General features: G+C 59.9%; 22 protein-coding genes. 14 read left to right on the top strand and 8 right to left on the bottom strand.

The window, feature by feature from the left end; genetic code table 11:
- Positions 1–72: 72 nt before the first annotated feature.
- The gene (locus KGA85_RS07810) at positions 73–1,743 is read left to right on the top strand and encodes an ATP-binding protein (RefSeq protein ID WP_223453887.1); all 1,671 of its coding nucleotides are present in this window, start codon (positions 73–75) and stop codon (positions 1,741–1,743) included.
- A gap of 4 nt (positions 1,744–1,747) precedes the next feature.
- Here KGA85_RS07810 and KGA85_RS07805 read toward each other — a convergent pair whose 3' ends face one another.
- The 5 genes from KGA85_RS07805 to KGA85_RS07785 form a co-directional block, all read right to left on the bottom strand.
- Positions 1,748–2,125 (bottom strand): response regulator, encoded by a 378-nt coding sequence (locus tag KGA85_RS07805; protein WP_007970583.1) that lies wholly within the window; start codon positions 2,123–2,125, stop codon positions 1,748–1,750.
- A gap of 77 nt (positions 2,126–2,202) precedes the next feature.
- Complete coding sequence (locus KGA85_RS07800; protein WP_223453889.1) at positions 2,203–3,384, bottom strand: hybrid sensor histidine kinase/response regulator; 1,182 nt, start codon at positions 3,382–3,384, stop codon at positions 2,203–2,205.
- Complete coding sequence (locus KGA85_RS07795; RefSeq protein WP_223453891.1) at positions 3,378–3,971, bottom strand: chemotaxis protein CheB; 594 nt, start codon at positions 3,969–3,971, stop codon at positions 3,378–3,380. The genes KGA85_RS07800 and KGA85_RS07795 overlap by 7 nt, the downstream gene beginning before the upstream one ends.
- Complete coding sequence (locus KGA85_RS07790) at positions 3,968–4,801, bottom strand: CheR family methyltransferase (protein ID WP_223453892.1); 834 nt, start codon at positions 4,799–4,801, stop codon at positions 3,968–3,970. Before KGA85_RS07790 ends, KGA85_RS07795 begins: the two co-directional genes overlap by 4 nt.
- Positions 4,801–8,292: a response regulator gene (locus tag KGA85_RS07785; protein WP_223453894.1), complete on the bottom strand. Its 3,492-nt coding sequence runs from the start codon at positions 8,290–8,292 to the stop codon at positions 4,801–4,803. The genes KGA85_RS07790 and KGA85_RS07785 overlap by 1 nt, the downstream gene beginning before the upstream one ends.
- A gap of 257 nt (positions 8,293–8,549) precedes the next feature.
- Between KGA85_RS07785 and KGA85_RS07780 the strand changes: the two genes are divergently transcribed.
- The 12 genes from KGA85_RS07780 (at position 8,550) to KGA85_RS07725 (ending at position 21,070) form a co-directional block, all read left to right on the top strand.
- Positions 8,550–8,912 (top strand): response regulator, encoded by a 363-nt coding sequence (locus tag KGA85_RS07780; protein WP_223453895.1) that lies wholly within the window; start codon positions 8,550–8,552, stop codon positions 8,910–8,912.
- 74 nt (positions 8,913–8,986) lie between these two features.
- Positions 8,987–10,285, top strand: coding sequence for a glycosyltransferase (locus KGA85_RS07775; RefSeq protein WP_223453897.1), 1,299 nt, complete (start codon positions 8,987–8,989; stop codon positions 10,283–10,285).
- Positions 10,286–10,394: 109 nt separating this feature from the next.
- Positions 10,395–11,300 (top strand): AraC family transcriptional regulator, encoded by a 906-nt coding sequence (locus tag KGA85_RS07770; protein WP_223453899.1) that lies wholly within the window; start codon positions 10,395–10,397, stop codon positions 11,298–11,300.
- 355 nt (positions 11,301–11,655) lie between these two features.
- Positions 11,656–12,966, top strand: a complete 1,311-nt coding sequence (locus tag KGA85_RS07765) for an ABC transporter substrate-binding protein (RefSeq protein ID WP_223461320.1) — start codon at positions 11,656–11,658, stop codon at positions 12,964–12,966.
- A gap of 161 nt (positions 12,967–13,127) precedes the next feature.
- A complete protein-coding gene (locus KGA85_RS07760) occupies positions 13,128–14,054 on the top strand; it encodes a carbohydrate ABC transporter permease (protein WP_411741659.1) in 927 nt (308 codons plus the stop codon).
- An 8-nt stretch (positions 14,055–14,062) separates the two neighbouring features.
- Positions 14,063–14,893 (top strand): carbohydrate ABC transporter permease, encoded by an 831-nt coding sequence (locus KGA85_RS07755; protein ID WP_223461317.1) that lies wholly within the window; start codon positions 14,063–14,065, stop codon positions 14,891–14,893.
- Positions 14,894–14,926: 33 nt separating this feature from the next.
- Positions 14,927–16,030, top strand: a complete 1,104-nt coding sequence (locus tag KGA85_RS07750; protein WP_223543037.1) for an ABC transporter ATP-binding protein — start codon at positions 14,927–14,929, stop codon at positions 16,028–16,030.
- Positions 16,031–16,046: 16 nt separating this feature from the next.
- Complete coding sequence (locus KGA85_RS07745) at positions 16,047–17,519, top strand: mannitol dehydrogenase family protein (RefSeq protein WP_223461313.1); 1,473 nt, start codon at positions 16,047–16,049, stop codon at positions 17,517–17,519.
- Positions 17,520–17,631: 112 nt separating this feature from the next.
- Positions 17,632–19,137, top strand: coding sequence for a xylulokinase (gene xylB, locus KGA85_RS07740; protein ID WP_223461311.1), 1,506 nt, complete (start codon positions 17,632–17,634; stop codon positions 19,135–19,137).
- Between the two features lie 6 nt (positions 19,138–19,143).
- Positions 19,144–20,088: a carbohydrate kinase family protein gene (locus KGA85_RS07735; protein ID WP_223461309.1), complete on the top strand. Its 945-nt coding sequence runs from the start codon at positions 19,144–19,146 to the stop codon at positions 20,086–20,088.
- Between the two features lie 228 nt (positions 20,089–20,316).
- Positions 20,317–20,583: a DUF2790 domain-containing protein gene (locus KGA85_RS07730; RefSeq protein ID WP_223461307.1), complete on the top strand. Its 267-nt coding sequence runs from the start codon at positions 20,317–20,319 to the stop codon at positions 20,581–20,583.
- A 91-nt stretch (positions 20,584–20,674) separates the two neighbouring features.
- Positions 20,675–21,070 carry a hypothetical protein gene (locus KGA85_RS07725; RefSeq protein WP_223533885.1) on the top strand — a complete coding sequence of 132 codons (396 nt, stop codon included), beginning with the start codon at positions 20,675–20,677 and terminating at the stop codon, positions 21,068–21,070.
- Here the strand turns inward: KGA85_RS07725 and KGA85_RS07720 are convergent.
- Positions 21,067–21,333: a DUF1652 domain-containing protein gene (locus KGA85_RS07720; protein ID WP_223461304.1), complete on the bottom strand. Its 267-nt coding sequence runs from the start codon at positions 21,331–21,333 to the stop codon at positions 21,067–21,069. The two genes, KGA85_RS07725 and KGA85_RS07720, sit on opposite strands and share 4 nt — an antisense overlap.
- Before the next feature lie 278 nt (positions 21,334–21,611).
- Between KGA85_RS07720 and eco the strand changes: the two genes are divergently transcribed.
- Positions 21,612–22,094 (top strand): serine protease inhibitor ecotin, encoded by a 483-nt coding sequence (gene eco / locus KGA85_RS07715; protein WP_223461302.1) that lies wholly within the window; start codon positions 21,612–21,614, stop codon positions 22,092–22,094.
- 64 nt (positions 22,095–22,158) lie between these two features.
- On the opposite strand, the gene ilvA is transcribed toward eco, so the two are convergent.
- Both ilvA and KGA85_RS07705 read right to left on the bottom strand, forming a co-directional pair.
- Positions 22,159–23,172: a threonine ammonia-lyase, biosynthetic gene (gene ilvA, locus KGA85_RS07710; protein ID WP_223461300.1), complete on the bottom strand. Its 1,014-nt coding sequence runs from the start codon at positions 23,170–23,172 to the stop codon at positions 22,159–22,161.
- Positions 23,173–23,378: 206 nt separating this feature from the next.
- Positions 23,379–24,542: a PQQ-dependent sugar dehydrogenase gene (locus tag KGA85_RS07705; protein ID WP_223461299.1), complete on the bottom strand. Its 1,164-nt coding sequence runs from the start codon at positions 24,540–24,542 to the stop codon at positions 23,379–23,381.
- Positions 24,543–24,559 lie beyond the last annotated feature (17 nt).

The following is a 24,559-nucleotide window of genomic DNA, read 5'->3' as shown; positions in this document are numbered from 1 at the left end:
CACCGGTATCGAAGGTCTGGACGCTATCCTCGACGGCGGATTGTCCCATGGATGGCAGCTGGACAATATCCCGTGAAGGCCGTGCAAGCGACGTCCGAGCGCGCAATCATCCTTGCACCGCGGGGGCGCGACGGCCAGATGACCTTGATGATGCTCAAAAAGGCAGGGTTCCATGGAGTGGTCAGTCGCGACCTGCCGGGATTGTGCGCCAAACTGGAACAGGGTGCCGGCCTGCTGCTGATCTCTTCCGAGGCGCTGCTGAGCGCTGATCTCGAACCGCTGATCCGCCTGATTGAACAGCAGCCCCCGTGGTCGGACCTGCCGATCGTGTTGATGACACACCATCGTGGCCCGCAACAGAACCCGGCATCATGCTTCGGCGCGCAATTGGGCAATGTCACCTTCCTTGAACGGCCTTTTCACCCGGTCACACTGATCAGTCTGGTCACCACCGCCTTGCGCGGGCGACGACGACAGTACGAAGCCAGGGATCGGCTGATCGATCTGAGCCAGAGCGAGTTGCGCCTGCAAAACACCCTCGAAACCCTTGAACAGCAGGTGGAGGAGCGCACCACGCAACTGCGCCACAACGAAGAAGTGCTGCGCCAGTCACAGAAAATGGAAGCGGTAGGCCAGCTCACCGGCGGCATCGCCCACGACTTCAACAATATGCTGACTGGCATCATCGGCAGCCTGGAATTGTTGCGCCGACGCCTGGCCCGGGGGCGAACCGAAGACCTCGACAGCCTGATCGATCTGGGGGTGACTTCGGCCAACCGCGCGGCGGGTCTGACTCACCGCCTGCTGGCGTTTTCCCGCCGCCAGTCGCTGGACTCCAAGCCCGTGGAGATGAACAGCCTGGTGATCTCCATGGATGAACTGCTGCAGCGCAGCATCAACGAAAGCATTCGTCTGGACATGCAACTGGACGAGCAACTGTGGGTGGCCGAAGCCGACCCCAATCAACTGGAAAGCGCCCTGCTCAACCTGGTGATCAATGCCCGCGATGCCATGCCCAATGGCGGCAGACTGGTGGTCTCTACCTCGAACCAGCACTTTGATGAGGACTTCACCCAAGGCCAGAGCAATCTCGATGCGGGTGACTACGTGGTGCTCAGCGTGACCGACACCGGCTGTGGCATGCCGCAAAGCACCATCAACCGCGCCTTCGACCCGTTCTTCACCACCAAGCCCATCGGCCAGGGCACCGGCCTCGGGCTATCGATGATCTACGGTTTCAGCAAACAGTCGGGTGGCCACGTCGCTATCCACAGCGAAGTGGGCAAAGGCACCACAGTGAGTCTGTTTCTGCCGCGCTTTGGCGGTGACCTGCCCCGGGACCATCCATTGGACGTCGAACATTCGCCCATCGCCAATAATGGCGAGACGGTGTTGATTGTCGAGGACGATCCGGCGGTGCGGGTCCTGGTCAGCACGGTGTTGAGCGATCTGGGTTATGCCTTCGTCGAGGCCTGTGATGGTGATAGCGCCGTGCCGATACTCGATTCGGCCCAGCGCATCGACCTGCTGATCAGCGATGTCGGCCTGCCCGGCATGAATGGCCGGCAACTGGCAGAAATCGGCCGGCAATTGCGGCCCGATCTCAGGGTGCTGTTCATCACCGGCTACGCCGAGCACGCCGCGGTGCGCGGCGGGTTCCTCGATCCGGGCATGCAGTTGATCACCAAGCCGTTTACCTTCGACCTGTTGACGGCGAAGGTCAGGGAGATGATCAGCGCCTGAACACTTACGAAAGCATGTCCTGCATCAATTCCTGCAATTTATCCAGATCGAACGGTTTGTCCAGGATCGGCGCCTTGCGCGTGATCGGGCTGTCGGTCTCACGGATTTCCTGGGCATAGCCGCTGATGAAAATCACCTTGAGTTCCGGTCGCAGCTTCACGGCGGGCTCGGCGATCTGCACGCCAGAGATTCCACCGGGCAGGCGGAAGTCGGTGATCATCATGTCCAGGTGCGGTTTGCTCGCCAGGATTTCAAAAGCCTGTTCGCCGTTTTCGGCCTGCAACACGCGGTAACCCTCGCCCGACAGATAAGCGGACAGCACCATCAGAATCGAGGGATCGTCCTCGACGACGAGTACTACATCTTGTGCATCTTCGCTCATGGGAAGCCTTTGTTCGGTCAATTGCTGCTGATACGACCGTGGGGTCGATCAGAGGTTGCGTTTATCTGGCTGTTTTCCTACAGAGGCAGACAAACGCGAAACAAGGCGCCCTCGCCAATCCTGCTCTGGACGGTAATAGTACCGCCATGGGCGGTGACAATCTGTTCTGAAATAAACAATCCCAGGCCCAGTCCGGCGATGGCGTGCTTGGCCGATACCCGCTCGAACTGCTGGAAAATCCGTTTCTGGTTTGCCTCGCTGATGCCGATCCCTTGATCCTGCACGTCCACCAACGCCTGGCCACCTTCACTGTAGACCTTCACCGAGATCGGGCTCTTGGCCCCGTAGCGCAAGGCGTTGGTCAACAGGTTGGATATGACCTGTTCAATACGAAACTCGTCCCAGTTCCCGATCACCGGTTGCGCGGCATCGAGGGTGACCGACGCCTCGGCGGCATCGATCTGCTGGGAAAAGTTGTGCAACAGGTGGCGAACCAGCGTCGAAAGATCGATGCGCGTTGGCCGAATCGACAAATTTCCGGTGCGAATGCGCGAGACATCGAGCATGTCTTCGATCAAGCGAATGAGGCTTTTGATCTGCCGCTCGTCGCGGTCGACCATGGCATGCATCTTGTCCAGGGTGAAGGCGGCGGCGTTGTCCCGGGCCAGGTGCATTTTGCGCAACTGGGTTTCAAGGATCAGACCGTTGAGCGGTGTGCGCACTTCGTGGGCGACGATGGACATGAAGTCATCGCGCATGCGCACCGCCTGTTCCAGTTCCAGCTGGGTGTTTTGCAGTTGCTTGAGCAGGGTCTCCTGTTCGCGGCGACTTTGCTCAAGGGCCAGCACTTGTTCCTTCATCGCCTTGCTTTGGCGATACAGGTCGACGAACACATTGACCTTGCTCTTGACCGCCTGGATGTCCAGCGGTTTGTACAGGAAGTCCACGGCACCGCTTTCATAGCCCTTGAACGCGTAGTTCAGTTCACGCCCGGCGGCGCTGACGAAAACGATCGGAATGTTCCTGGTTTTTTCCGTGCCACGCATCAACTCGGCCAGCTCGAAGCCATTCATGTCGGGCATCTGCACATCGAGGATGGCCAAGGCGAATTCGTGTTGCAACAGCAGGGACAAGGCTTCGTCGGCGGACAGCGCCTTGTAGACGATGCGGTCCTCACGCTTGATCAGCGCTTCGAGCGCCAGCAGATTCTCCGGCAGATCGTCCACGATCAGCAGTTTGGCTTGGATATTACTTAGCATGCGATTCTTTCCAGTTCGACAAGCAGACGGCCGATGCCGCGTACAGGAAGTATGTGGTCTGGCTGGTGCATATCCAGCGCAGCCAGGGGCATGGTGGCGACCTGAGCCTCTTGCGGGTCCTGCACGATGGTCATGCCACCGCGCTGCTTGACCTGGGCCAGCCCGCGCGCGCCATCGCGGTTGGCGCCGGTGAGCAATACCGCAGCCAGATTGGCGCCGTACGCATCGGCGGCCGATTCGAACAGATAATCGATAGCGGGTCGCGAATGATGCACTCGAGGCTCCAGGCTCAGGGAAAAGCTGCGGTCATGCTCCACCGACAGGTGATAACCGGGCGCGGCGAAATACAGCGTGCCGGCCTCGACCGGAGTCTTGTCGCACGCCTCCAGCACCGGCAGGGCAACCCGGCGGGAAAACACGTCTGCCAGCTGGCTGCGGCGCTCGTCCGGCAGGTGCAGCACGACAATGATCGGCAGTGCGAAGCCTTCGCGCAGCGGACTGAGGATGTTCAACAGCGCCTCGACTCCACCGGCGGAGGCACCGATCACGATCGCTTCGATCGCCGGCAATTTCGTTGCACTGTTCATGATTTTCGATAGATCCGTTCTTGTTTGACCAGCGGCTCGAACTGATTGCCGAAGGCTGAAAAATCCGGGGTTTCCTTACTGCCCAGTACCAGGAAACCGCGATGGCAGAGGGACTCATGAAACAGTCCGAATGCCCGATCCTGAAGCTTTTTATTAAAATAAATCAGTACGTTACGACATGAAATTAATTGGGTTTCGGAAAATACGCTGTCCGTTGCCAGGCTGTGATCGGCGAAGGTCACGTTCTCGCGCAGGGTCTTGTCGAAAATCGCGTACCCATAGGCCGCCGTATAGTAGTCGGCAAACGAACACTGGCCACCGGCCTGCTGGTAATTAGCAGTGTAGGCGCGGACATTCTCCATCGAGAAAATCCCTTGCTTGGCTTTTTCCAGGGAACGCGGGTTGATGTCGGTGGCGTAGATGATCGTGCGGTCGAGCAGGCCCTCTTCGCGCAGCACAATGGCCATCGAATACACCTCTTCACCGGTGCTGCATCCGGCGATCCAGACCTTGATCGAAGGGTAGGTTCGCAGCAGCGGCACCACTTCCTTGCGGATGGCCAGGAAGTGCGAGGGGTCGCGAAACATCTCGCTGACCGGAATGGTAAGCAATTGCAGCAATTGCATGAACGCGGTGGGGTCGTGCAGGACCTTATCCTGCAACGCCGAGATGGTATTGCACTCGAACTGACTCAACGCATGGTTGATCCGGCGCTTGATCGAAGCGCCGGAGTAATCGCGAAAATCGTAGCTGTACTTGAGGTAGATCGCCTCGATCAACAACCGCAATTCGATTTCACTGTCTCGCTCCACTGAAAAATTGCGCTCCACTAGATACGTTCCATCTTCGGTAACCACACACGAATCAGCGAAAACAGGCGATCGAGGTCGATGGGCTTGGCCAGGTAATCGTTGGCGCCGGCCTGCAGGCAACGCTCCTGATCGTCCTTCATGGCCTTGGCCGTCACCGCGATGATCGGCAGCTTGCGCCAGCGCGGGTCCTTGCGGATTTCAACGGTGGCTTCAAAGCCATCCATTTCCGGCATCATCACGTCCATCAACACCAGATCGATGTCTTGCACCTCATTCAATCGTTCAATCGCTTCGCGGCCGTTGCGGCCAATGACCACGACCGCGCCCTTTTGCTCCAGCGCGCTGGTGAGGGCGAAAATGTTGCGCACATCGTCATCCACCAGCAGCACCTTGCGGCCCTCGAAGACCTTGTCGCGGCTGCGGGCGACCTTGAGCATCTTCTGCCGTTCATGGGACAACCGTGATTCGACTTTGTGCAGAAAAAGCGTCACCTCATCCAGCAGCCGCTCCGGCGAGCGTGCACCCTTGATGATGATCGAACGCGAATACTTGCGCAGTTCAGCCTCTTCATCCCGGGTCAGGTTGCGTCCGGTGTAGACGATGACGGGCGGAAAGGAGCAGATGTCTTCGGTGGACATGCGCTTGAGCAGGTCATTGCCGAGCATGTCCGGCAGCTTGAGGTCGATGATCATGCAATCGAAGACGGACGTGCGCAGCAGGTCCAGCGCCTCCTGCGCCAGGCCAATGGCAGTGATCTCGATGTCATCGTCGCCGATCAGGCGGGCAATGCTGTCGCGCTGCAAGGCGTCGTCCTCGACCAGCAGCACGCGCTTGACCTTCTGGGTCAGCTTGGCCTCGAGGCGTGCAAACACGTCCTTGAGTTCCTCGCGGGTGGTCGGTTTGACCGCATAGCCAATGGCGCCCATGTGCATCGCCGCTTCGACCCGATCCTCGACCGAAATCACATGCACCGGGATGTGCCGGGTTTCGGCGTGTTCCTTCAGGCGTTGCAGCACGGTCAGGCCGGAATGATCCGGCAGGCGCATGTCCAACAGTATTGCATCGGGGATGAACGCCTTGGCCAGGTCGTAGCCTTCGTCGGCGCCGTGGGCCACCAGGCACTGATAACCCAGTTCATGGGCCAGGTCGTAGAGGATGTGCGCAAAGTTCGGCTCATCCTCCACCACCAGAATGCAGCGATTGGTGAACGGCCCCTTGTTGCGATCGTCGTCGAAACGCGGAATGTCGACTTCGGCCACCAGTGGCGACAACGTTGGCGGCAATACACTCGGCGTGGCCGCCACCGGAACGGCTCGCATCGGTTCGACTGGCACTTCGCCCGGTTCCACGTACTGCTGTGGCAAGACCAGGGTAAACACACTGCCCTGCCCCGGCGTGCTGCTCACACTGATGGAGCCGCCGAGCAAGGCCGCCAGGTCACGGGAGATCGACAACCCCAGCCCGGTGCCGCCGTAACGCCGATTGGTGGTGCCATCGGCCTGACGGAACGCTTCGAAGACGCTTTCGTGCTGATCCGGCGCAATGCCGATCCCGGAATCGCGGACGCTGAACGCGATGCCGTCATTCGGCGCCGTGGCGACGGACAGGCTGACGTTGCCGCTCTCAGTGAATTTCACCGCGTTGGACAACAGGTTCTTGAGGACCTGCTCCAGGCGCTGGCGGTCGGTGAACAGCATCAGCGGCGCACCGTCCTGCATATCCACCTGGAAATCCAGTTGCTTGTCCGTGGCCAACGGCTGGAACACGCCGCGCAGGCCATCCACCAGACGCACCACGCTGGTGTTCTCCGGACGGATTTCCAGCTTGCCGGCCTCGACTTTGGAAATATCCAGAATGTCGTTGATCAGGTGGAGCAAGTCATTGCCGGCGGAGTAGATCGACTCGGCGAATTTGACTTGCTCGGCAGTGAGGTTTTCCTCCTGGTTTTCCGCCAGCAGCTTGGCCAGGATCAGCGAGCTGTTCAGCGGCGTGCGCAGCTCATGGGACATGTTGGCGAGGAATTCGGACTTGTACTTGCTCGAGCGCTGCAATTCTACTGCGCGTTCTTCGAGCTGGATCTGGGCCTGATTGAGCTCGGTATTCTTCAGGTCCATAGCGTCGCGTTGCTCAGCCAGTGCTTCTGCCTGCTCGGCGAGTTGTTCGTTGGTCTGCTCCAGCTCCACCTGCTGGGTTTCCAGGTGCGCCTGGGACTCCTTGAGAATCCGCGATTGTTCTTCGAGCTCTTCGTTGGCGGTCTTGAGTTCTTCCTGCTGAACCTGCAATTCTTCGTTGAGTTGCTGGGTTTCCGCCAACACATCCTGCAAACGCTGGCGATAGCGTGCCGCCTCGATCGAGGTACCGATGTTGCCGGCAATCAGCTCAAGCAATTCAACGTCACGGTCCGTCAGTGGACGCAGAAAGCCCAACTCGATCACGCCGTTGACCCGCTCGTCGTCGCTGGTTGGCACCACCAGCACACTGCGCGGCAAACCGTCACCGAGGCCGGAGCTGACCTTGAAATAATCCCCCGGTACCTCGTCCAGGCGAATCAGCCGTGCCTGCTGCGCCACCTGGCCGACAATGCCTTCGTCACTGTAAAGCTGCTGTTCACGCTCCTCCTGTTCGCGAGAGAAGCCGTAGGTAGCTATGCGCTTGAGGCCGCCGTGGTCTTCGCGCACATAAATAGCCGCCACGGCGGTGCCCAGGTACTGCGCGCAGAATTGCAGGATATTGCGACCCAGCATATTCAGGCTCAATTGCCCCAACACCTGCTCGGCCAGCTCGGTCTGGCCGTTGCGCAGCCAGGCCTGCTGCTCCAGACGACGGGCGCTGGCCTGCTGGGCGGCAAGGTTGACACTGTAGTTCTGCGTCAGCGTCAACAAATCGCGGCGCCCGACATACGCCAGCAACCCGCTGACCCCGGCTATGAACAACAGATAGAGGCTGATGCTCATGACGGTGGTACGTCGCACTTCATCATTGCGCGATGTGCGCAACTGTTGCTCGGTGTCGATCACCTCCTCGAACTGCTTGCGAATTTCATCGGTCAGCCGTTTACCGCGTCCGGCCTTGACCACAGCGCGATAGTCCCCGCTGCTGCGCTGCAAATCGATCATCGATTGCGCGTAGTTGGTCCATTCCAGCTGCAAGGCCTGCAACCGCAACAAGCGGTCGGTCTGCAGCGGGTTGTCGGCGGTCAGTTCGAGCAAGGTGTTGAGCGCCACGGCGATGCGCGGCTTGGCGGTTTCGAAGGGTTCGAGGAAATGTTCGTCGCCACTGAGCAGGAAACCGCGCATCCCGGTTTCCAGATCCACGGTCAGCTTGACCGCTTCATTGGCGTTATTGATCACCCGGTCGGTGTGCTCCACCCACTGGATCGTCGACAGTAAATAGCTGATCAGCGACACAAAGAATACGGCGCTGATGAGACCCAGACCCAAAGGCAGGCTGATGTTGCGGCTCAGGAGTTTACGAAATCGTTGTTCATCAACCGAGGACGCGGAGGACATGGGGCAGGCCTTGTCGAACTGTCAGAATGCAAGGAGTTTGCCCCAAAACTGGCACATTGATCCAATTTTCTGACATGTTTGCGCGCAAGGTCCTACATTGCGCTGCGCCCGCTCCAGGCCACGGGTTATCCTTGCGTGGCCTACACTGCAATTCTTTTTTACAACGTTGGGAACTTGTCGGGATCCGCCACTTACTCATGCAAGAGGCCGACGATTTCCAGCGACTGGCAAAGCCAATCTTTTTCGGGAATTCGACTATGTCATCCGCCAACGCCTCCACCATCCTTGTCGTCGAAGACGATGCCATCGTGCGCATGCTGATCGTCGACGTACTGGAAGAACTGGAATTCAAGGTGCTGGAAGCCGATGGCAGCGAACAGGCGCTGGTGACACTCAAGGACGTGAACCAACACATTGACCTGATGATGACTGATGTTGGCCTGCCGGTCATGGACGGCCGCGAACTGGCCAATCAAGCACGTGCTTTACGTCCAGCCCTGCCGATCCTGTTTGCCAGCGGGTATGCCGAAAACATCGAAGTGCCTCAAGGCATGCACTTGATCGGCAAACCGTTCTCCATTGATCAGTTACGCGACAAGGTCAAAGGCATTCTCGGGTGACCCTGCACTGCGCTGTGGTTTAATGCGCGCCTTTTTCGTCCCTGCCCTGTCTTCGCTTCAAGGAAATCCCGTACATGATTGAGCCCCACGCAACCAAAGTCCTGGTCATTGGTTACGTCTGGCCCGAGCCCCGCTCTTCAGCGGCCAGCGGGCATGTCATGCAAATTCTCGATGTTTTTCTGGAACAAGGCTGGGACATCACGTTCAGCAGCCCGGCAGGCTTCGGCGAGCAACGCGCAGACCTGACGGCGTTGGGTATTCGCGAAGTCCCCATCGAGCTGAACAACAGCAGTTTTGACGCTTTCATCAGCGAACTGGCGCCGGACATCGTGCTGTTCGATCAATTCATGATGGAGGAACAGTTCGGCTGGCGGGTCGAGAAGCATTGCCCAGATGCCTTGCGCGTGCTCGAAAGCTGCGACCTGCAAAGCCTCCGGCAGGGTCGGCATCAACGCCTCAAGGAGCGCTTGAAGGCCAGTGAGGACAACAATGACTTCAGCGACCTGTTCGCCCCAGCGTCGCGCGAAGAATTCGAACATATGGCCAATACCGATATGGCGAAGCGCGAGATCGCCTCATTTTATCGTTGTGATTTGACGCTGATGGTTTCCGAAGTGGAAATCGAATTGCTGGTCGAGCAGTTCAGGTTTGCGCGCAACTTGTTGCACTGGTGCCCATTGATGGTCGATGTTCCGACCAATGCGCCGGTACCGTTTGAAGACCGGGCACACTTTCTTCATATCGGTAACTTTCGCCATGCACCCAACTGGGATGCGGTGCTCTGGTTGAAAACCGCTATCTGGCCGCTGATTCGCGAGCAATTGCCCGGCGCTCAATTGCATATCTATGGTGCCTACACACCGCCCAAGGCGACTGCCCTGCATAACCCGGCCCAGGGTTTTCATGTCATGAACTGGGCAGAAGACGCACTGCAAGTCATGTCGGCGGCGCGAGTCTGTATGGCGCCTCTGCGTTTTGGCGCGGGAATCAAAGGCAAGATTGTCGATGCGATGCTCTGTGGCACACCGAATGTGACGACGCCAGTCGGCGCCGAGGCGATGCATGGCGAAGAGACATGGCCCGGTGCGGTGACCCGTTCGGCACGCGAGTTCGCCGATCATGCCGTGCAACTCCATAACGACAAGACGCGCTGGCTGGACGCCCAGGCGCACGGGCAAACCCTGCTTGCCGGCCGCTACCAGAAATCCGTTCATGGCCCGGCCTTGATCCAGCGGCTGGTCGATTGCCAACGGGATCTGGCCAACATCAGACGAGATAACTTTACCGGCAGCATGCTGCGTCATCACCAGCACAAGAGCACTCAATACATGGCGCAATGGATCGAGGCGAAGAACCGCCTTAATCAGGAGTAGCCCACCCTCCTTGCGCGCGCCTTGCATGAACAGTCACACCGGCGGTAGTAGCGTTAGCCCTGCGGCAAGAGGCATGATCGGGGCGGGATAACAACATAAGCGCCCTGACATGACCCGCACCGCCAGAGTCACCGATCCTTCCTATGAGTTGATGGACGACCACAACGGCTTGTCCATCATCTACCGCCAGCATGGTTTCCCCTGCCCCCTGGTGCGCTGGCATTTCCACAAGGAATACGAACTGCACCTGATCGTCGCCAGTTCTGGCAAGGTGTTCATCGGCGACTACATCGGCAACTTCTATCCTCAGACACTGTTTCTCACCGGCCCCAACCTGCCCCACAACTGGATCAGCCAGGTAGCCGAGGATGAAGTGGTGCCCAAGCGCGACATGCTGGTCAACTTCACCGACGAGTTGTTCGACAGCGGCTATCAGGTATTCGGCGAACTCAAGGCCCTGGCGCCGTTGCTGGAACGCGCGCAGTACGGCATCGAATTTCGCTGCAAGCACACCATTGGCAAGGCGATGGATCTGATGCAGCGCATTGCCGATACCACCGGTGTGACCCGGCTCGGGCACTTTTTCATTCTGTTGGAATTGCTTGCGGCCACCGACGATTACCAATTGCTCTCTGGCGCCACGACCCCGCAACTGGCGGACGAGCACAACATCGATCGCACCAACCGCGCGGTGGATTACATCTTCGCCCATTACGCCCGGGACTTGACGCTGGAGGAAGTCGCCGAGCATCTGGGCATGAAACCGACTTATTTCAGCCGGGTATTCAAGCAGGCCACCGGACGCAATTTCATCGAATTCGTCAATCGCCTGCGTATCAGCAAGTCCTGCGAGTTGTTGGCCGATGGCAACAAGCCGGTCACTGACGTGTGCTTCGAATCGGGCTTCAACAATATTTCCAACTTCAACCGGCGCTTCCAGCAACTCAAGGGCATGACCCCGTCGCACTACCGGCGGTTGGTGGTGCAGCGGTTGACCGAGCAAAACCTGGGTTGACCCCTCACATACCTGTGGGAGCGGGCTTGCTCGCGAAGGCGTCGTGTCAGACGACATTTTGCAAACTGACACACCGCCTTCGTCGGATCGCCGCCCGGAGCAAGCCCGCTCCCACAGGTACAGCGCTAAGCCTTGAAACCTGTACGGATTCGATGTCTCCCCATCGCTGAAAAGCCCTTCCCTGCGTCTACCCCCCTAAACTTCAGTGCAAAAAAGTATTGATTAAAGTGCGATGGATGATTTGTCTCGCCTGCCATTGAAGGATGTAATCAGCACAGATTCTTCCTGCCTTCGGAAGACACAAAAACAATAACTGTCCTTCTGTATCCCGCCGGGTGCAGAAAAGGAGTGCACGATGCAACCTTCGGTAAAAGCTCTGCTTGCCCTCACCTGCATGACCCTCAGCAGCGTCAGCCTTGGCGCACAGACCCTGACCATCGCCACCGTCAACAACAGCGACATGATCCGCATGCAAAAGCTCTCGAAAACCTTCGAGGCGTCGCATCCGCAGATCAAGCTCAATTGGGTGGTCCTCGAAGAAAACGTCCTGCGCCAGCGCCTGACCACCGACATCGCCACCCAGGGCGGGCAGTTCGACGTGCTGACCATTGGCATGTACGAAGCCGCACTCTGGGGCGCCAAGGGCTGGCTGGAGCCGATGAAGGATTTGCCGGCCAGCTATGCCCTCGATGACGTGTTCCCGTCGGTGCGCGAAGGCCTGTCGGTGAAAGGCTCGCTGTACGCCCTGCCGTTCTACGCCGAGAGTTCCATCACCTACTACCGCACCGACCTGTTCAAGGATGCCGGCCTGACCATGCCCGAGCGCCCGACCTGGGAGCAGATCGGTGAATTCGCCGCCAAATTGAACAAACCCGAGCAGGAACAGTACGGCATCTGCCTTCGCGGCAAGGCTGGCTGGGGCGAGAACATGGCGCTGATCAGCACTGTGGCCAACGCCTATGGCGCGCGCTGGTTCGATGAAAAGTGGCAGCCGGAATTCAATGGTCCCGAATGGAAAAACGCGCTGAACTTCTATGTCGACACCATGAAGAAATCCGGCCCGCCGGGGGCGTCGAGCAACGGTTTCAATGAAAACCTGGCGTTGTTCAACAGTGGCAAATGCGCGATCTGGGTCGATGCCAGCGTCGCCGGCTCGTTCGTCACCGACAAGTCCCAGAGCAAGGTCACCGATCACGTCGGCTTCACCTATGCGCCGCATCAAGTCACTGACAAGGGCTCGGCCTGGTTGTACTCCTGGGCGCTGGCCATTCCGACCAGCTCCAAGGCCAAGGACGCGGCGAAAACCTTCAGCGCCTGGGCCACGTCCAAAGAATACGGCGCACTGGTCGCAGAAAAAGACGGCATCGCCAACGTACCGCCGGGCACTCGGGCCTCGACCTACAGCGAGGCGTACATGAGCGCCGCCCCGTTCGCCAAGGTCACGCTGGAGTCGCTCAAGGCCGCGGACCCGAGCAAGCCGGGCGCCAGGCCTGTGCCGTACATCGGCATCCAGTTGGTGACCATTCCCGAGTTCCAGGGCATTGGTACCCAGGTCGGTAAATCCTTCTCTGCGGCGCTGATCGGCCAGACCACGGTCGACCAGGCGTTGGCGGCGGCCCAGCAAACCACCGAGCGCGAGATGAAGCGTGCGGGTTATCCCAAGTAACCCCCCTATCCAGTGTGGGAGCGGGCTTGCTCGCGAAAGCGGCATTCCAATCGCAAAAGTTGTGTCGGATGTACTGGCCTCTTCGCGAGCAAGTCGGATCGCCGCACCGCCGCTCCCACAGTTGATCTTCATATGCCTGTAAATAATCGGTTCTGATCACTATGAATACATCAACTGCAAAAGCTCACATGGACATTGTCCAACCGCTGCGCAAAAGCCGCGTGGCCAATCCCGGCTGGTTTCTGGTCAGCCCTTCGGTGGCATTGCTGCTGTTGTGGATGATCGTACCGCTGGGTATGACCGTCTACTTCTCGACGATTCGCTACAACTTGCTCAACCCCGGCGAGAACGAATTCGTCGGGTTGGAAAACTTCACCTACTTCCTCACCGATTCGGGCTTCCTGCCCGGCGCCACCAACACGCTGTTGCTGGTGGGCAGCGTGCTGCTGATCAGTGTGGTATTGGGTGTGCTGATCAGTGCTTTGCTTGAGGCCAGCGAGTTTTTCGGTCGCGGTGTCGTGCGGGTGATGCTGATCTCACCCTTCTTCATCATGCCCACGGTCGGTGCGCTGATCTGGAAGAACCTGATTTTCCATCCGGTGTCGGGGATTCTCGCCTACGTCTGGAAGCTGTTCGGCGCGCAACCGGTGGACTGGCTGGCGCACTACCCGCTGCTGTCAATCATCATCATTGTCTCGTGGCAATGGCTGCCGTTCGCGATCCTGATCCTGATGACCGCCATGCAGTCCCTCGACCAGGAACAGAAAGAAGCCGCGCGCCTGGACGGTGCCGGGCCTGTCGCAATTTTCTGGCACCTGACCCTGCCACACCTGGCGCGGCCGATCGCGGTGGTGGTGATGATCGAAACCATCTTCCTGCTCTCGGTGTTCGCCGAAATCTTCACCACCACCAACGGCGGCCCCGGCTACGCCTCGACCAACCTCGCCTACCTGATCTACAACCAGGCGCTGGTGCAGTTCGACGTCGGCATGGCCTCGGCGGGCGGCTTGATTGCCGTGGTCATCGCCAACATCGCCGCGATCATCCTGGTGCGGATGATCGGCAAAAACCTGACCGACAAAGCCTGAGGCCTGCCATGACTCTTCAACAATCCCGTCGTCTGCAAAGCCTGCTGCTCGGTACGCTGGCCTGGGCCATCGCGATCGTGATTTTCTTTCCGATCTTCTGGATGGTGCTGACCAGTTTCAAGACCGAGATCGATGCCTTCGCCACGCCGCCGCAATTCATCTTCATGCCGACGCTGGAGAACTACCTGCACATCAACGAGCGCAGCGACTATTTCAGTTTCGCCTGGAACTCGGTGGTGATTTCCTTCAGCGCCACGGCCCTGTGCCTGCTGATCGCGGTGCCGGCGGCCTACTCCATGGCGTTCTACGAAACCCAGCGCACCAGGGGCACCCTGCTGTGGATGCTCTCGACCAAGATGCTGCCGCCGGTGGGCGTGCTGATGCCGATCTACCTGCTGGCCAAGAGTTTCGGCCTGCTCGATACGCGGATCGCGCTGATCGTGATCTACACGCTGATCAACCTGCCGATCGTGGTCTGGATGATTTACACCTACTTCAAGGACATCCCCAGGGACATCCTCGAAGCCGCGCGGCTGGACGGCGCAACGCTGGCCCAGGAGATGCTCCGGGTGTTGCTGCCCATCGCCAAGGGCGGCCTGGCATCCACGGTCCTGCTGTCGCTGATCCTGTGCTGGAACGAGGCGTTCTGGTCGCTGAACCTGACCTCGTCGAAAGCCGCACCGCTGACCGCATTGATCGCTTCGTACTCAAGCCCCGAAGGGCTGTTCTGGGCCAAGTTGTCGGCCGTCTCGACCCTGGCCTGTGCGCCGATCCTGATCTTCGGCTGGATCAGCCAGAAACAACTGGTACGCGGCCTGTCGTTCGGCGCCGTGAAATAGCCCTCAAAGAACAAGCACAAAAGGAGCGCCACCATGGCCAACCTGAAAATCAAGAATCTGCAAAAAGGCTTCGAAGGCTTTTCCATCATCAAGGGCATCGACCTTGAAGTGAACGACAAGGAGTTCGTGGTCTTCGTCGGCCCGTCGGGCTGCGGAAAATCCACGCTGCTGCGGCTGATCGCCGGGCTGGAGGAAGTCAGCGGCGGCACCATCGAGCTCGATGGCCGCGACATCACCGAAGTGAGCCCGGCCAAGCGCGACCTGGCGATGGTGTTCCAGACCTACGCCTTGTACCCGCACATGAGCGTGCGCAAGAACATGTCGTTCGCCCTCGACCTGGCCGGCGTGGCAAAAGCCGAAGTGGAGAAAAAGGTCAGCGAAGCGGCGCGCATCCTCGAACTGGGGCCGATGCTGGAGCGCAAGCCCAAGCAACTGTCCGGCGGCCAGCGCCAGCGCGTGGCGATTGGCCGGGCCATCGTGCGCAACCCGAAAATCTTCCTGTTCGACGAACCGTTGTCCAACCTCGATGCCGCCCTGCGAGTGCAGATGCGCCTGGAACTGTTGCGCCTGCACAAAGAGCTACAAGCCACGATGATCTACGTGACTCACGACCAGGTCGAAGCGATGACCATGGCCGACAAAGTGGTCGTACTCAATGGCGGCAAGATCGAGCAAGTCGGTTCGCCGCTGGATCTCTATCACCAGCCTGCCAACCTGTTCGTCGCCGGTTTCCTGGGCACGCCGAAAATGGGCTTCCTCAAGGGCAAGGTCACCCGCGTCGACAACCAGGGCTGTGAAGTGCAGCTGGACGCCGGAACCCGCATCAACCTGCCCTTGAGCGGCAGGCACTTGAGCGTCGGGAGTGCGGTGACGCTGGGCATTCGCCCGGAGCATCTGGAACTGGCCAAACCCGGTGATTGCACCCTGCAGGTCACCGCCGATGTCAGCGAACGCCTGGGCAGCGACACCTTCTGCCACGTCCGGACGGCATCCGGCGAAGCCCTGACCATGCGCGTTCGCGGCGATCTGGCCAGCCGCTACGGTGAAACCCTGAGCCTGCATCTGGATGCGCAACACTGCCATTTATTCGATGCCGACGGCGTGGTGTTGACCCGTCCGTTGCGCGTTGCTGCCTGATTTCAGAGAGCCTGCGATGAAACTGAATAAACACAACCTCAGCCGCCTCGCCCCTGAAGTGGTCCTGCCCGCCTACGCCCTGGGCGAGACCCGCCAAGGCATCGCGCACATCGGCGTCGGCGGTTTCCACCGTGCCCATCAGGCGTACTACACCGACGCCTTGATGAATACCGGCGAAGGCCTGGACTGGGCCATCTGCGGTGTCGGCCTGCGCGCTGAAGACCGCCGCGCCCGTGACGATCTCAAGGATCAGGATTATCTGTTCACCCTGTTCGAACTCGGCGATAGCGACGACACCGAAGTGCGGGTGATCGGCGCCATCCGCGACATGCTGCTGGCCGAAGACGACGCCCAGGCGTTGATCGACAAACTGGCCAGCCCCGAGATCCGCATCGTCTCGCTGACCATCACCGAAGGCGGTTACTGCATCGACGACAGCACCGGTGAGTTCATGGCGCACTTGCCGCAGATCCAGCATGACCTGGCGCACCCGGGCGCCCCGAAAACCGTATTCGGTTTCCTCTGTGCCGCGCTGGCCAGGCGCCGCGCCGCTGGCACAGCGGCCTTCACCCTGATGTCCTGCGATAACCTGCCGCACAATGGCGCAGTCACCCGCAAGGCCCTGCTGGCCTTCGCCGCCTTGCACGACAGCCAATTACGCGACTGGATCGACGCCAACGTCAGTTTCCCCAACGCCATGGTCGACCGCATCACGCCGATGACCAGCACCCGGCACCGCCTGCAACTGGCGGACCAGCATGGCGTGGACGATGCCTGGCCGGTGGTCTGCGAACCCTTCGCGCAATGGGTGCTGGAGGACAGGTTCGTCAACGGTCGCCCGGCCTGGGAAAAGGTCGGCGTGCAGTTCACCGACGATGTCACGCCCTACGAGGAAATGAAGATCAAGCTGCTCAACGGCAGTCATCTTGCGCTGACGTACCTGGGGTTCCTCAAGGGTTACCGCTTCGTCCACCAGACCATGAACGATCCGCTGTTCGTGCGCTACATGCGCGCCTACATGGACCTGGACGTGACGCCACAGCTGCCGGCGGTGCCGGGAATCGACCTGACCGAGTACAAGAACACCCTGGTGGCGCGTTTCTCCAATCAGGCGATTGCCGATCAGCTTGAACGGGTGTGTTCGGACGGCTCGTCGAAGTTTCCGAAGTTCACCGTACCGACCATCAACCGCTTGATCGCCGATGGCCGCGAAACCAGGCGCGCGGCGTTGGTGGTGGCGGCGTGGGCGCTGTACCTCAAAGGCGTGGATGAGCATGGCGAGACCTACACGATTGCGGATCCGCGCGCAGCGTTCTGCCAGGCACTGGTGGCCGATGATGTGCTGATTACCCAGCGCTTGCTGGTAGTCGAGGATATTTTTGGTACGGCGATTGCGCGCTCGCCGGAGTTTGTCGCGGCGTTTGAGTGGTGCTGCAACAGTTTGCGCGAGGTTGGGGTGTCGCGGACTCTGGAACGAGTGTTGGCGTAAGTCCTGCGGTGGAACTGCTACCGTCTTCGCGGGCTTGCTCGCGAAGGCGGCCGGACAGGCACCAGGGATACTGAATCCAGACTTGTATTGAGCTGACGACCAAGGATCTTGCATGACAACCCAACAACTCTTCCTCGGCATCGACTGCGGCACCCAGGGCACCAAAGCCATCATCCTCGACGCCGACAGCGGCGAGGTGCTGGGCCAAGGCGCAGCCACCCACACGATGATCAGCGTCGCCAACGGCCGTCGCGAGCAGGACACCGGCCAGTGGCTGGAAGCCTTCGCCACCGCCACCCGCCGCGCATTGATCGCGGCCAAAGTCGATGGCCAGTCGATTCTCGGCATTGGTGTCTCCGGCCAGCAACACGGCCTGGTGCTGCTCGACGATCAGGGCAAGGTGTTGCGCCCGGCGAAACTCTGGTGCGACACCGAAACCACCCCGGAGAATGACCGACTGCTGGCCCATCTGGGTGGCGAAAAGGGTTCGCTGGAACGCCTCGGCGTGGTCATTGCGCCGGGCTACACCGTATCCAAGCTGTTATGGACCAAAGAGCAGCATCCCGAGGTGTTCTCCCGGATCGCCCGCATTCTGCTGCCCCACGACTACCTCAACCATTGGCTCACCGGCCGCAGTTGCAGCGAATACGGCGATGCCTCGGGCACCGGGTATTTCAATGTGCGTACGCGCCAGTGGGATCTGCAATTGTTGCGTGACATCGACCCCAGCGGACGCCTGCAAGCCGCGCTGCCGGAGCTGATCGATGCCCATCAGGCGGTCGGCACGATTCTGCCGGGCATTGCCGAACACCTGGGCATCAACCCCCGGGCACTGGTGTCCAGTGGCGGTGGCGACAACATGATGGGGGCCATCGGCACCGGCAACATCCAGCCCGGTGCAATCACCATGAGCCTCGGTTCGTCGGGCACGGTGTACGCCTACGCCGATCAACCGAACGTCGCCGCAGATGCCGCGGTAGCCACCTTCTGTTCTTCAAGTGGCGGCTGGTTGCCGTTGATCTGCACCATGAACCTGACCAATGCCACCGGCCTGATTCGTGACCTGCTGGACCTCGACATCGATCAGTTCAACGAACTGGTTGCCCAGGCGCCGATCGGGGCCGAAGGTGTGTGCATGCTGCCGTTTTTCAATGGCGAACGGGTGCCTGCCCTGCCCCATGCCAGCGCCAGCCTGTCGGGTTTGACCATGACCAACCTGACCCGGGCCAACCTGTGCCGCGCGGTGGTCGAAGGCACGACGTTCGGTTTGCGTTACGGACTGGACCTGCTACGCCGCAATGGCTTACAAAGCCGCAGCATTCGGCTGATTGGTGGTGGGTCAAAAAGTGCGGTCTGGCGGCAGATCGTCGCCGATGCCATGAATACACCGGTGATCTGCACCGAACAAAGCGAGGCCGCAGCCTTGGGTGCGGCGATTCAGGCGGCCTGGTGCGCAGCCCGGGCGAACGGGCGCGAACACAGCCTGGCGGATTTGTGCGAGCGCTGCGTGAAACTCGACCCGGCCAGTGAGACCCTGCCGGTCGCCGACAATGTGCAAGCCTGCCAGCAGGCATATGAACGCTATCAACAGCAAGTCGCAACCCTAATTAAAGAGTGAACAACTATGTACCTGGTGTGTGGCGAAGCGCTGTTCGATTTTTTCAGTGAAAACGACGCCAGCGGTCTGGCGTCCAAAGTGAATTTCAAAGCCATTGCCGGTGGCTCGCCGTTCAACGTGGCGGTGGGCTTGCGCCGGTTGGGCGTGGACGCGGCGCTGTTGGCCGGGTTGTCCACTGACTACCTGGGCCGGCGCCTGCTGCAAGTGTTGCAAGATGAAGGCGTGCGTCAGGACTTCCTGCTGGATTTTGCCGCGCCGACCACCCTGGCGATGGTCGCGGTCGGGGCCAATGGCTCGCCGCAGTACAGCTTCCGTGGCGAAGGCTGCGCGGATCGACAACTGAAACCGGAGCACCTGCCGGCACTCGGGCCTGAGGTACGCGGCCTGCATATCGGCTCGTTTTCCCTGGTGGTGCAGCCGATTGCCGACACGCTATTGGCATTGGTGCGCCGGGAAAGCGGCAAGCGCCTGATCAGCCTCGATCCGAACGTGCGCCTGAACCCGGAGCCGGACATCGACCTGTGGCGTAACCGGATCGCGACCCTGGTGGAGTTGGCCGACCTGATCAAGGTCAGCGACGAGGACCTGCATCTGTTGTACCCCGGCCAGGACCCGGCGCAGGTGATCGAAGGCTGGCTGCAGCACCGCTGTCAGCTGGTGTTCCTGACCCGGGGTGGCGAAGGCGCGAGCGTGTTCAGCCGGACTCACGGCTCGTGGTCGACTCCTGCCTGTGGGGTAAAAATCGCCGACACTGTGGGCGCGGGCGATACCTTTCAGGCGGCGCTGATTACCTGGCTGACCGAACAGCAACTGGACTCGGTAGAGGGCGTGAAGCAACTTGGCCGCGAGCAGATCGACCGCATGCTGAAGTTCGCGGTGCAGGCGGCGGCGCTGACGTGCAGCAAGACCGGGCCGGATTTGCCTTATCGCAAGCAACTGGATTTGCGCTGAGTTCGAGGGCCTGCTCGCGATAACTTTCCATCAGGCGCCCGATGGTCTTAACTGATACACAGGATCGCGCATCCGCGACAAGCGGCGTTCAGCCGGGTTAACCCTCGTTTAACCGTGCGGTCCAACACTTCACTGGACCGCACGCCCTCAGACTGTTCTGACGCCCAGTGCGGCAAGTTCGACAAGCGCCACATCGAACTGACATTCCGTCCGCACCGGAGATCGCTGATGAACACTCGCACCCTGCTGGTTACCGCCGCCCTCGCCTGCACCGCGTTTACCGGCCTGGCTCAGGCCAATGACACCCCGACCTCTCAAGCCGTGCCCTATCACTACGGCATGCCATTGCATGTCAGCAAAGTGATCTCACTGACCGAGCCGGACACCCTGGAGTGCAAAGTGGTGAAGGCCGAGATGAAGTACATCGATGACACGGGAAAACCCGCAGAAATTTCCTACCGTAAACTTTCCGACGCCTGCGAGAACCAGAGCTGACTGAAAAGTCTGATTTGGTACTTGGCGGTATGCCTTTGAGGGTTGCGGCGCTATGCTCTAGCGCCTCCCTCTCTGCCCGCAAGGATTGGCCATGCAGTTGTCGTTTCGCACGCTGTCGACGTTTACCGCCGCCTTATGTCTTTTGCTGAGCCTGGTTTGGGGCTTTGCAACGCAATGGTTATTGTCGTTCTGGGATATCGAGTTTTCATTCGCGGCGGGATTGGTCGCGCGACGCACCGCCGTGCTGTTTGGGGCGTTGAGCGTGATTTCTTTTCTGGTTCGCAACGAGCCCCCTTGCGCAACCCGCAATGCGCTGAGCCTCGGCTTCGTCGTCGGCTGTTGGGGATTGGCTGTGCTGGGTTTTGTCGAATGGCTCGACGGCCATGTCGGGCCGGGCATTTTGCTGGCGGTCGGGGTTGAACTGGCGCTGGGCCTGGCTTTCTTCCAGACCCGGCGCGTGTCCATGGAACTCGAAACCGCAGGTTAGAGCGCTTTGCCCAGCATAGAGTGCGGCTCGACCTCGACGTGATGCTGTCTGGAGCGCAGTTGGGCAATCAAATCGTTGATTTCCCGACAACCATTGAGCCCGGAAGCATCGATGCCAGTGACCAATAGATCCAGATGATCGGTTTGCCCGTCGGCATAGACCTTGACGGTCATCGACAGATCCGGTGACAGCGTGCACTGGCAGCGCTTGGGCAGAAAACTGCTTTCGATGATATTGCGAATTTCCAAGGCAGAAAGAAACATGGCGACTCCCTCCTTTGTGAGACTGCCCGACGATCAATGCTCGCTCATTTGAAATCCCGGCAAGCTTCAAGGACAGCTACAGCATAAAACATACCCTGAGTTTCGCGGTGCAGCTCATCGGCAATTCAAGTATTTAGACGAATCACCTGTAAACCTGCCATACCGTTTGCAATAAGCGCCTCTGGCGAGCCTGCAATTTGCACACTGGGCATCCCGGGTTTGCATTCACTGCAAACGACCGTGAGAATGCCGCCCCTCACTTCAAGCAAGGAGGCACCATGAGTTCTTTGACCGTTAACGCTTGCGCAGCGCTAGTCGCACTGGGGCTTGCCGGCGTGGCGCACGCCGCCAAACTCGAAGACACCGCGCCCTATCCGAAGGCCGAAAACGGGTTTACCCGCCAAGTGATTCACCTCGCGCCACAGACCCGGGAAAACGACTTCCAGGTCGAGATCCTGGCCGGCAAGACGATGACCGTCGACTGCAATAACCCGCGCCTGGGTGGCATTCTCGAGGAGAAGAACCTCGAGGGTTGGGGCTATCCGTTCTACCGCCTGGAAAAAGTCATTGGCCCGATGAGCACGCTGATGGCCTGCCCGGGCGGCACCAGCAAACAGGGTTTTGTACCGGTGGTCGGTGACGGCTTCCTGCTGCGTTACAACAGCAAGCTGCCGCTCGTGCTGTACGTGCCCAAGGACATCGAAGTGCGCTATCGGATCTGGTCGGCGTCGACCAAGGTCGAGAAAGCCATTCAGGAATAACCCGGCCATCCGGCGGACCCTCGCGGCGCCCGCTTGCGGCGTCCGCTGTAGACCGGCCCAAGCGTCATGCCGGGGCGCCACTCAACGCGGCGCGCTCGGCCACGTACCCCAGGCTGTCGAAGTTGATATTGGCACCCGAGTCGATCGCCACTAGGGTCTGCCCCAAAGCACCGGTCTGCGCGACGTATTTCTTGATCCCGGCCACGGCCAGCGCACCGGAAGGTTCGGTGATCGAGCGGGTATCGTCGTAGATATTCTTGATTGCGGCACAAAGCTCATCGTTGCTGACCGTCACCACGTCATCAACGCAGAACCGGCAGACCTCAAAACCGCAAGCGCCGATCTGCGCCACCGCCACCCCATCGGCGAAGGTGCCGACGCTCGGCAGCACGACCCGTTCGCCGGCATGCATCGCCGCTTGCAGGCATGCGGAATGTTCCGACTCGACACCAATGATGCGAACTTCCGGCCGCAAGTATTTGACGTAAGCGGCGATACCCGCGATCAGCCCCCCGCCACCCACCGGCACGAAGATCGCGTCCAGCGGCCCCTGGTGCTGGCGCAGGATCTCCATGGCCACCGTGCCTTGCCCCGCGATCACCTCCGGGTCGTCGAAGGGCGATACAAAGGTGCAGCCGGTTTCCCCGGCCAGCTCCAGCGCATAGGCCAATGCAAACGGAAAGCTTTCGCCGTGCAGCACTGCATCGGCACCACGACTGCGCACCCCGATGACCTTAAGTTGCGGCGTCGTGCAGGGCATGACGATGGTGGCGTTGATCCCCAGCTCCCGCGCCGCCAGTGCCACGCCCTGCGCATGATTGCCCGCAGAAGCCGTGACCACGCCACGAGCCTTTTGCGCTTCGCTCAGTTGCACCAGCTTGTTGTAGGCGCCGCGGATCTTGAAGGAAAAGGTCGGTTGCAGGTCTTCGCGCTTGAGCAGGATCTGGTTGCCCAAGGCTTCGGACAAGGCCGGCGCCAGTTGCAACGGCGTGCGCACGGCCAGTTCATACACCGGCGCGGCGAGGATTTTTTTGACGTAGCGTTCCAGCAGGGCTTGTTGATCGGTTGTAAAACTCATCGTCGTCTCCTGACGTTGATCGGGGCCCGGGAGACAGAAAGTAAAAACCCGCCTCCAGGGCGGGTTGGGTGCTGCAGTCGTGAGCTAGCCCGCCAAATGAGGAATGGCGGTAATAATGCTTGGCTGGCAGCGCAATACAGTGGAAGTCATGGCTCGAAATTAGCCGGGCGTTGATAGCAAGTCAATGGCAAGTTTTTGTAGATGCCTTAGTCTGCCGGCAACTTCAAACCCACCTTGTAAATGCCACCGTTCTCCTCATCGGTCAAAACATACAAGTAGCCGTCCGGCCCCTGCCGCACATCGCGGATGCGTTTTTTCAACTCCCCGAGCAAGCGCTCCTCGTGGATCACCTTGTCGCCATCGAACTCCAGGCGGATCAGCTCCTGGCTGACCAACGCGCCGATAAACACGTTGCGTTGCCAGGCCTTGAAACGATCGGCATCGTAGAACGCCATGCCGCTCAGGCCCGGGGATTTTTCCCAGACATGATTCGGGGCGACGGTGCCTTCGGCGGTATCACCCTTGGCTTCGGGAATCGGTTGACCGGAGTAGTCGATGCCATGGGTCGCCAGCGGCCAACCGTAATTCTTGCCGCGCTCGATGATGTTGATTTCATCGCCGCCCTGAGGGCCGTGTTCGTTTTCCCACAGCGTGCCGTTCCACGGGTTGAGCGCCGCGCCTTGCGGGTTACGCTGCCCGTAGGACCAGATCTCCGGGCGCACGTTGGCCTGGCCGACAAAGGGGTTGTCCTTGGGCACCGTGCCGTCCGGGTAGATGCGCACCACTTTGCCTTGCAGCTTGTCGAGATCCTGGGCGGTCGGGCGGTCGTTGTTTTCCCCCAGTGTCACAAACAGATAGCCGTCGCGATCAAACACCAGCCGCGAGCCAAAATGGTTGCCGACCGAGAGTTTGGGTTCCTGACGCAGGATCACCTGGAAATCCTTGAGCGCCGTCAGATCGTCAGAGAGCCGGCCGCGCCCCACCGCAGTACCGGCCTTGTTACCCTCACCGCCACCTTCGGCATAGGACAGATAGACCATCCGGTCCTGTTTGAAATCCGGTGACAACGCCACGTCGAGCAATCCACCCTGCCCCTTGGCCCAGACCGTGGGCACACCATTGAGCGGTGCCGACAATTTGCCCTCGGCGGTCACCAGCCGCAGGTTGCCGGACCGTTCGGTCACCAGCATGCCTTTACGATCCGGCAGGAATGCCAACCCCCAGGGGTGCTCCAGCCCTGTCACGACGGGGGTGACCTCAAGGGTGCCTTCTTCGCTTTTCATCGTCTGGGTGGGCGCGGCAAGCACAGGGACGGTGGCGCTGATCAATACGCCGGCACAGAGGGTTGCCAACAGGTTTTTACGCAACATGCAGGATTCCTTTTCTG

It is taken from the genome of Pseudomonas sp. GL-B-12 (assembly GCF_019955895.1).
In the GTDB taxonomy this organism is placed as follows: domain Bacteria; phylum Pseudomonadota; class Gammaproteobacteria; order Pseudomonadales; family Pseudomonadaceae; genus Aquipseudomonas.
This window is presented reverse-complemented; position numbering and strand designations above follow the sequence as displayed.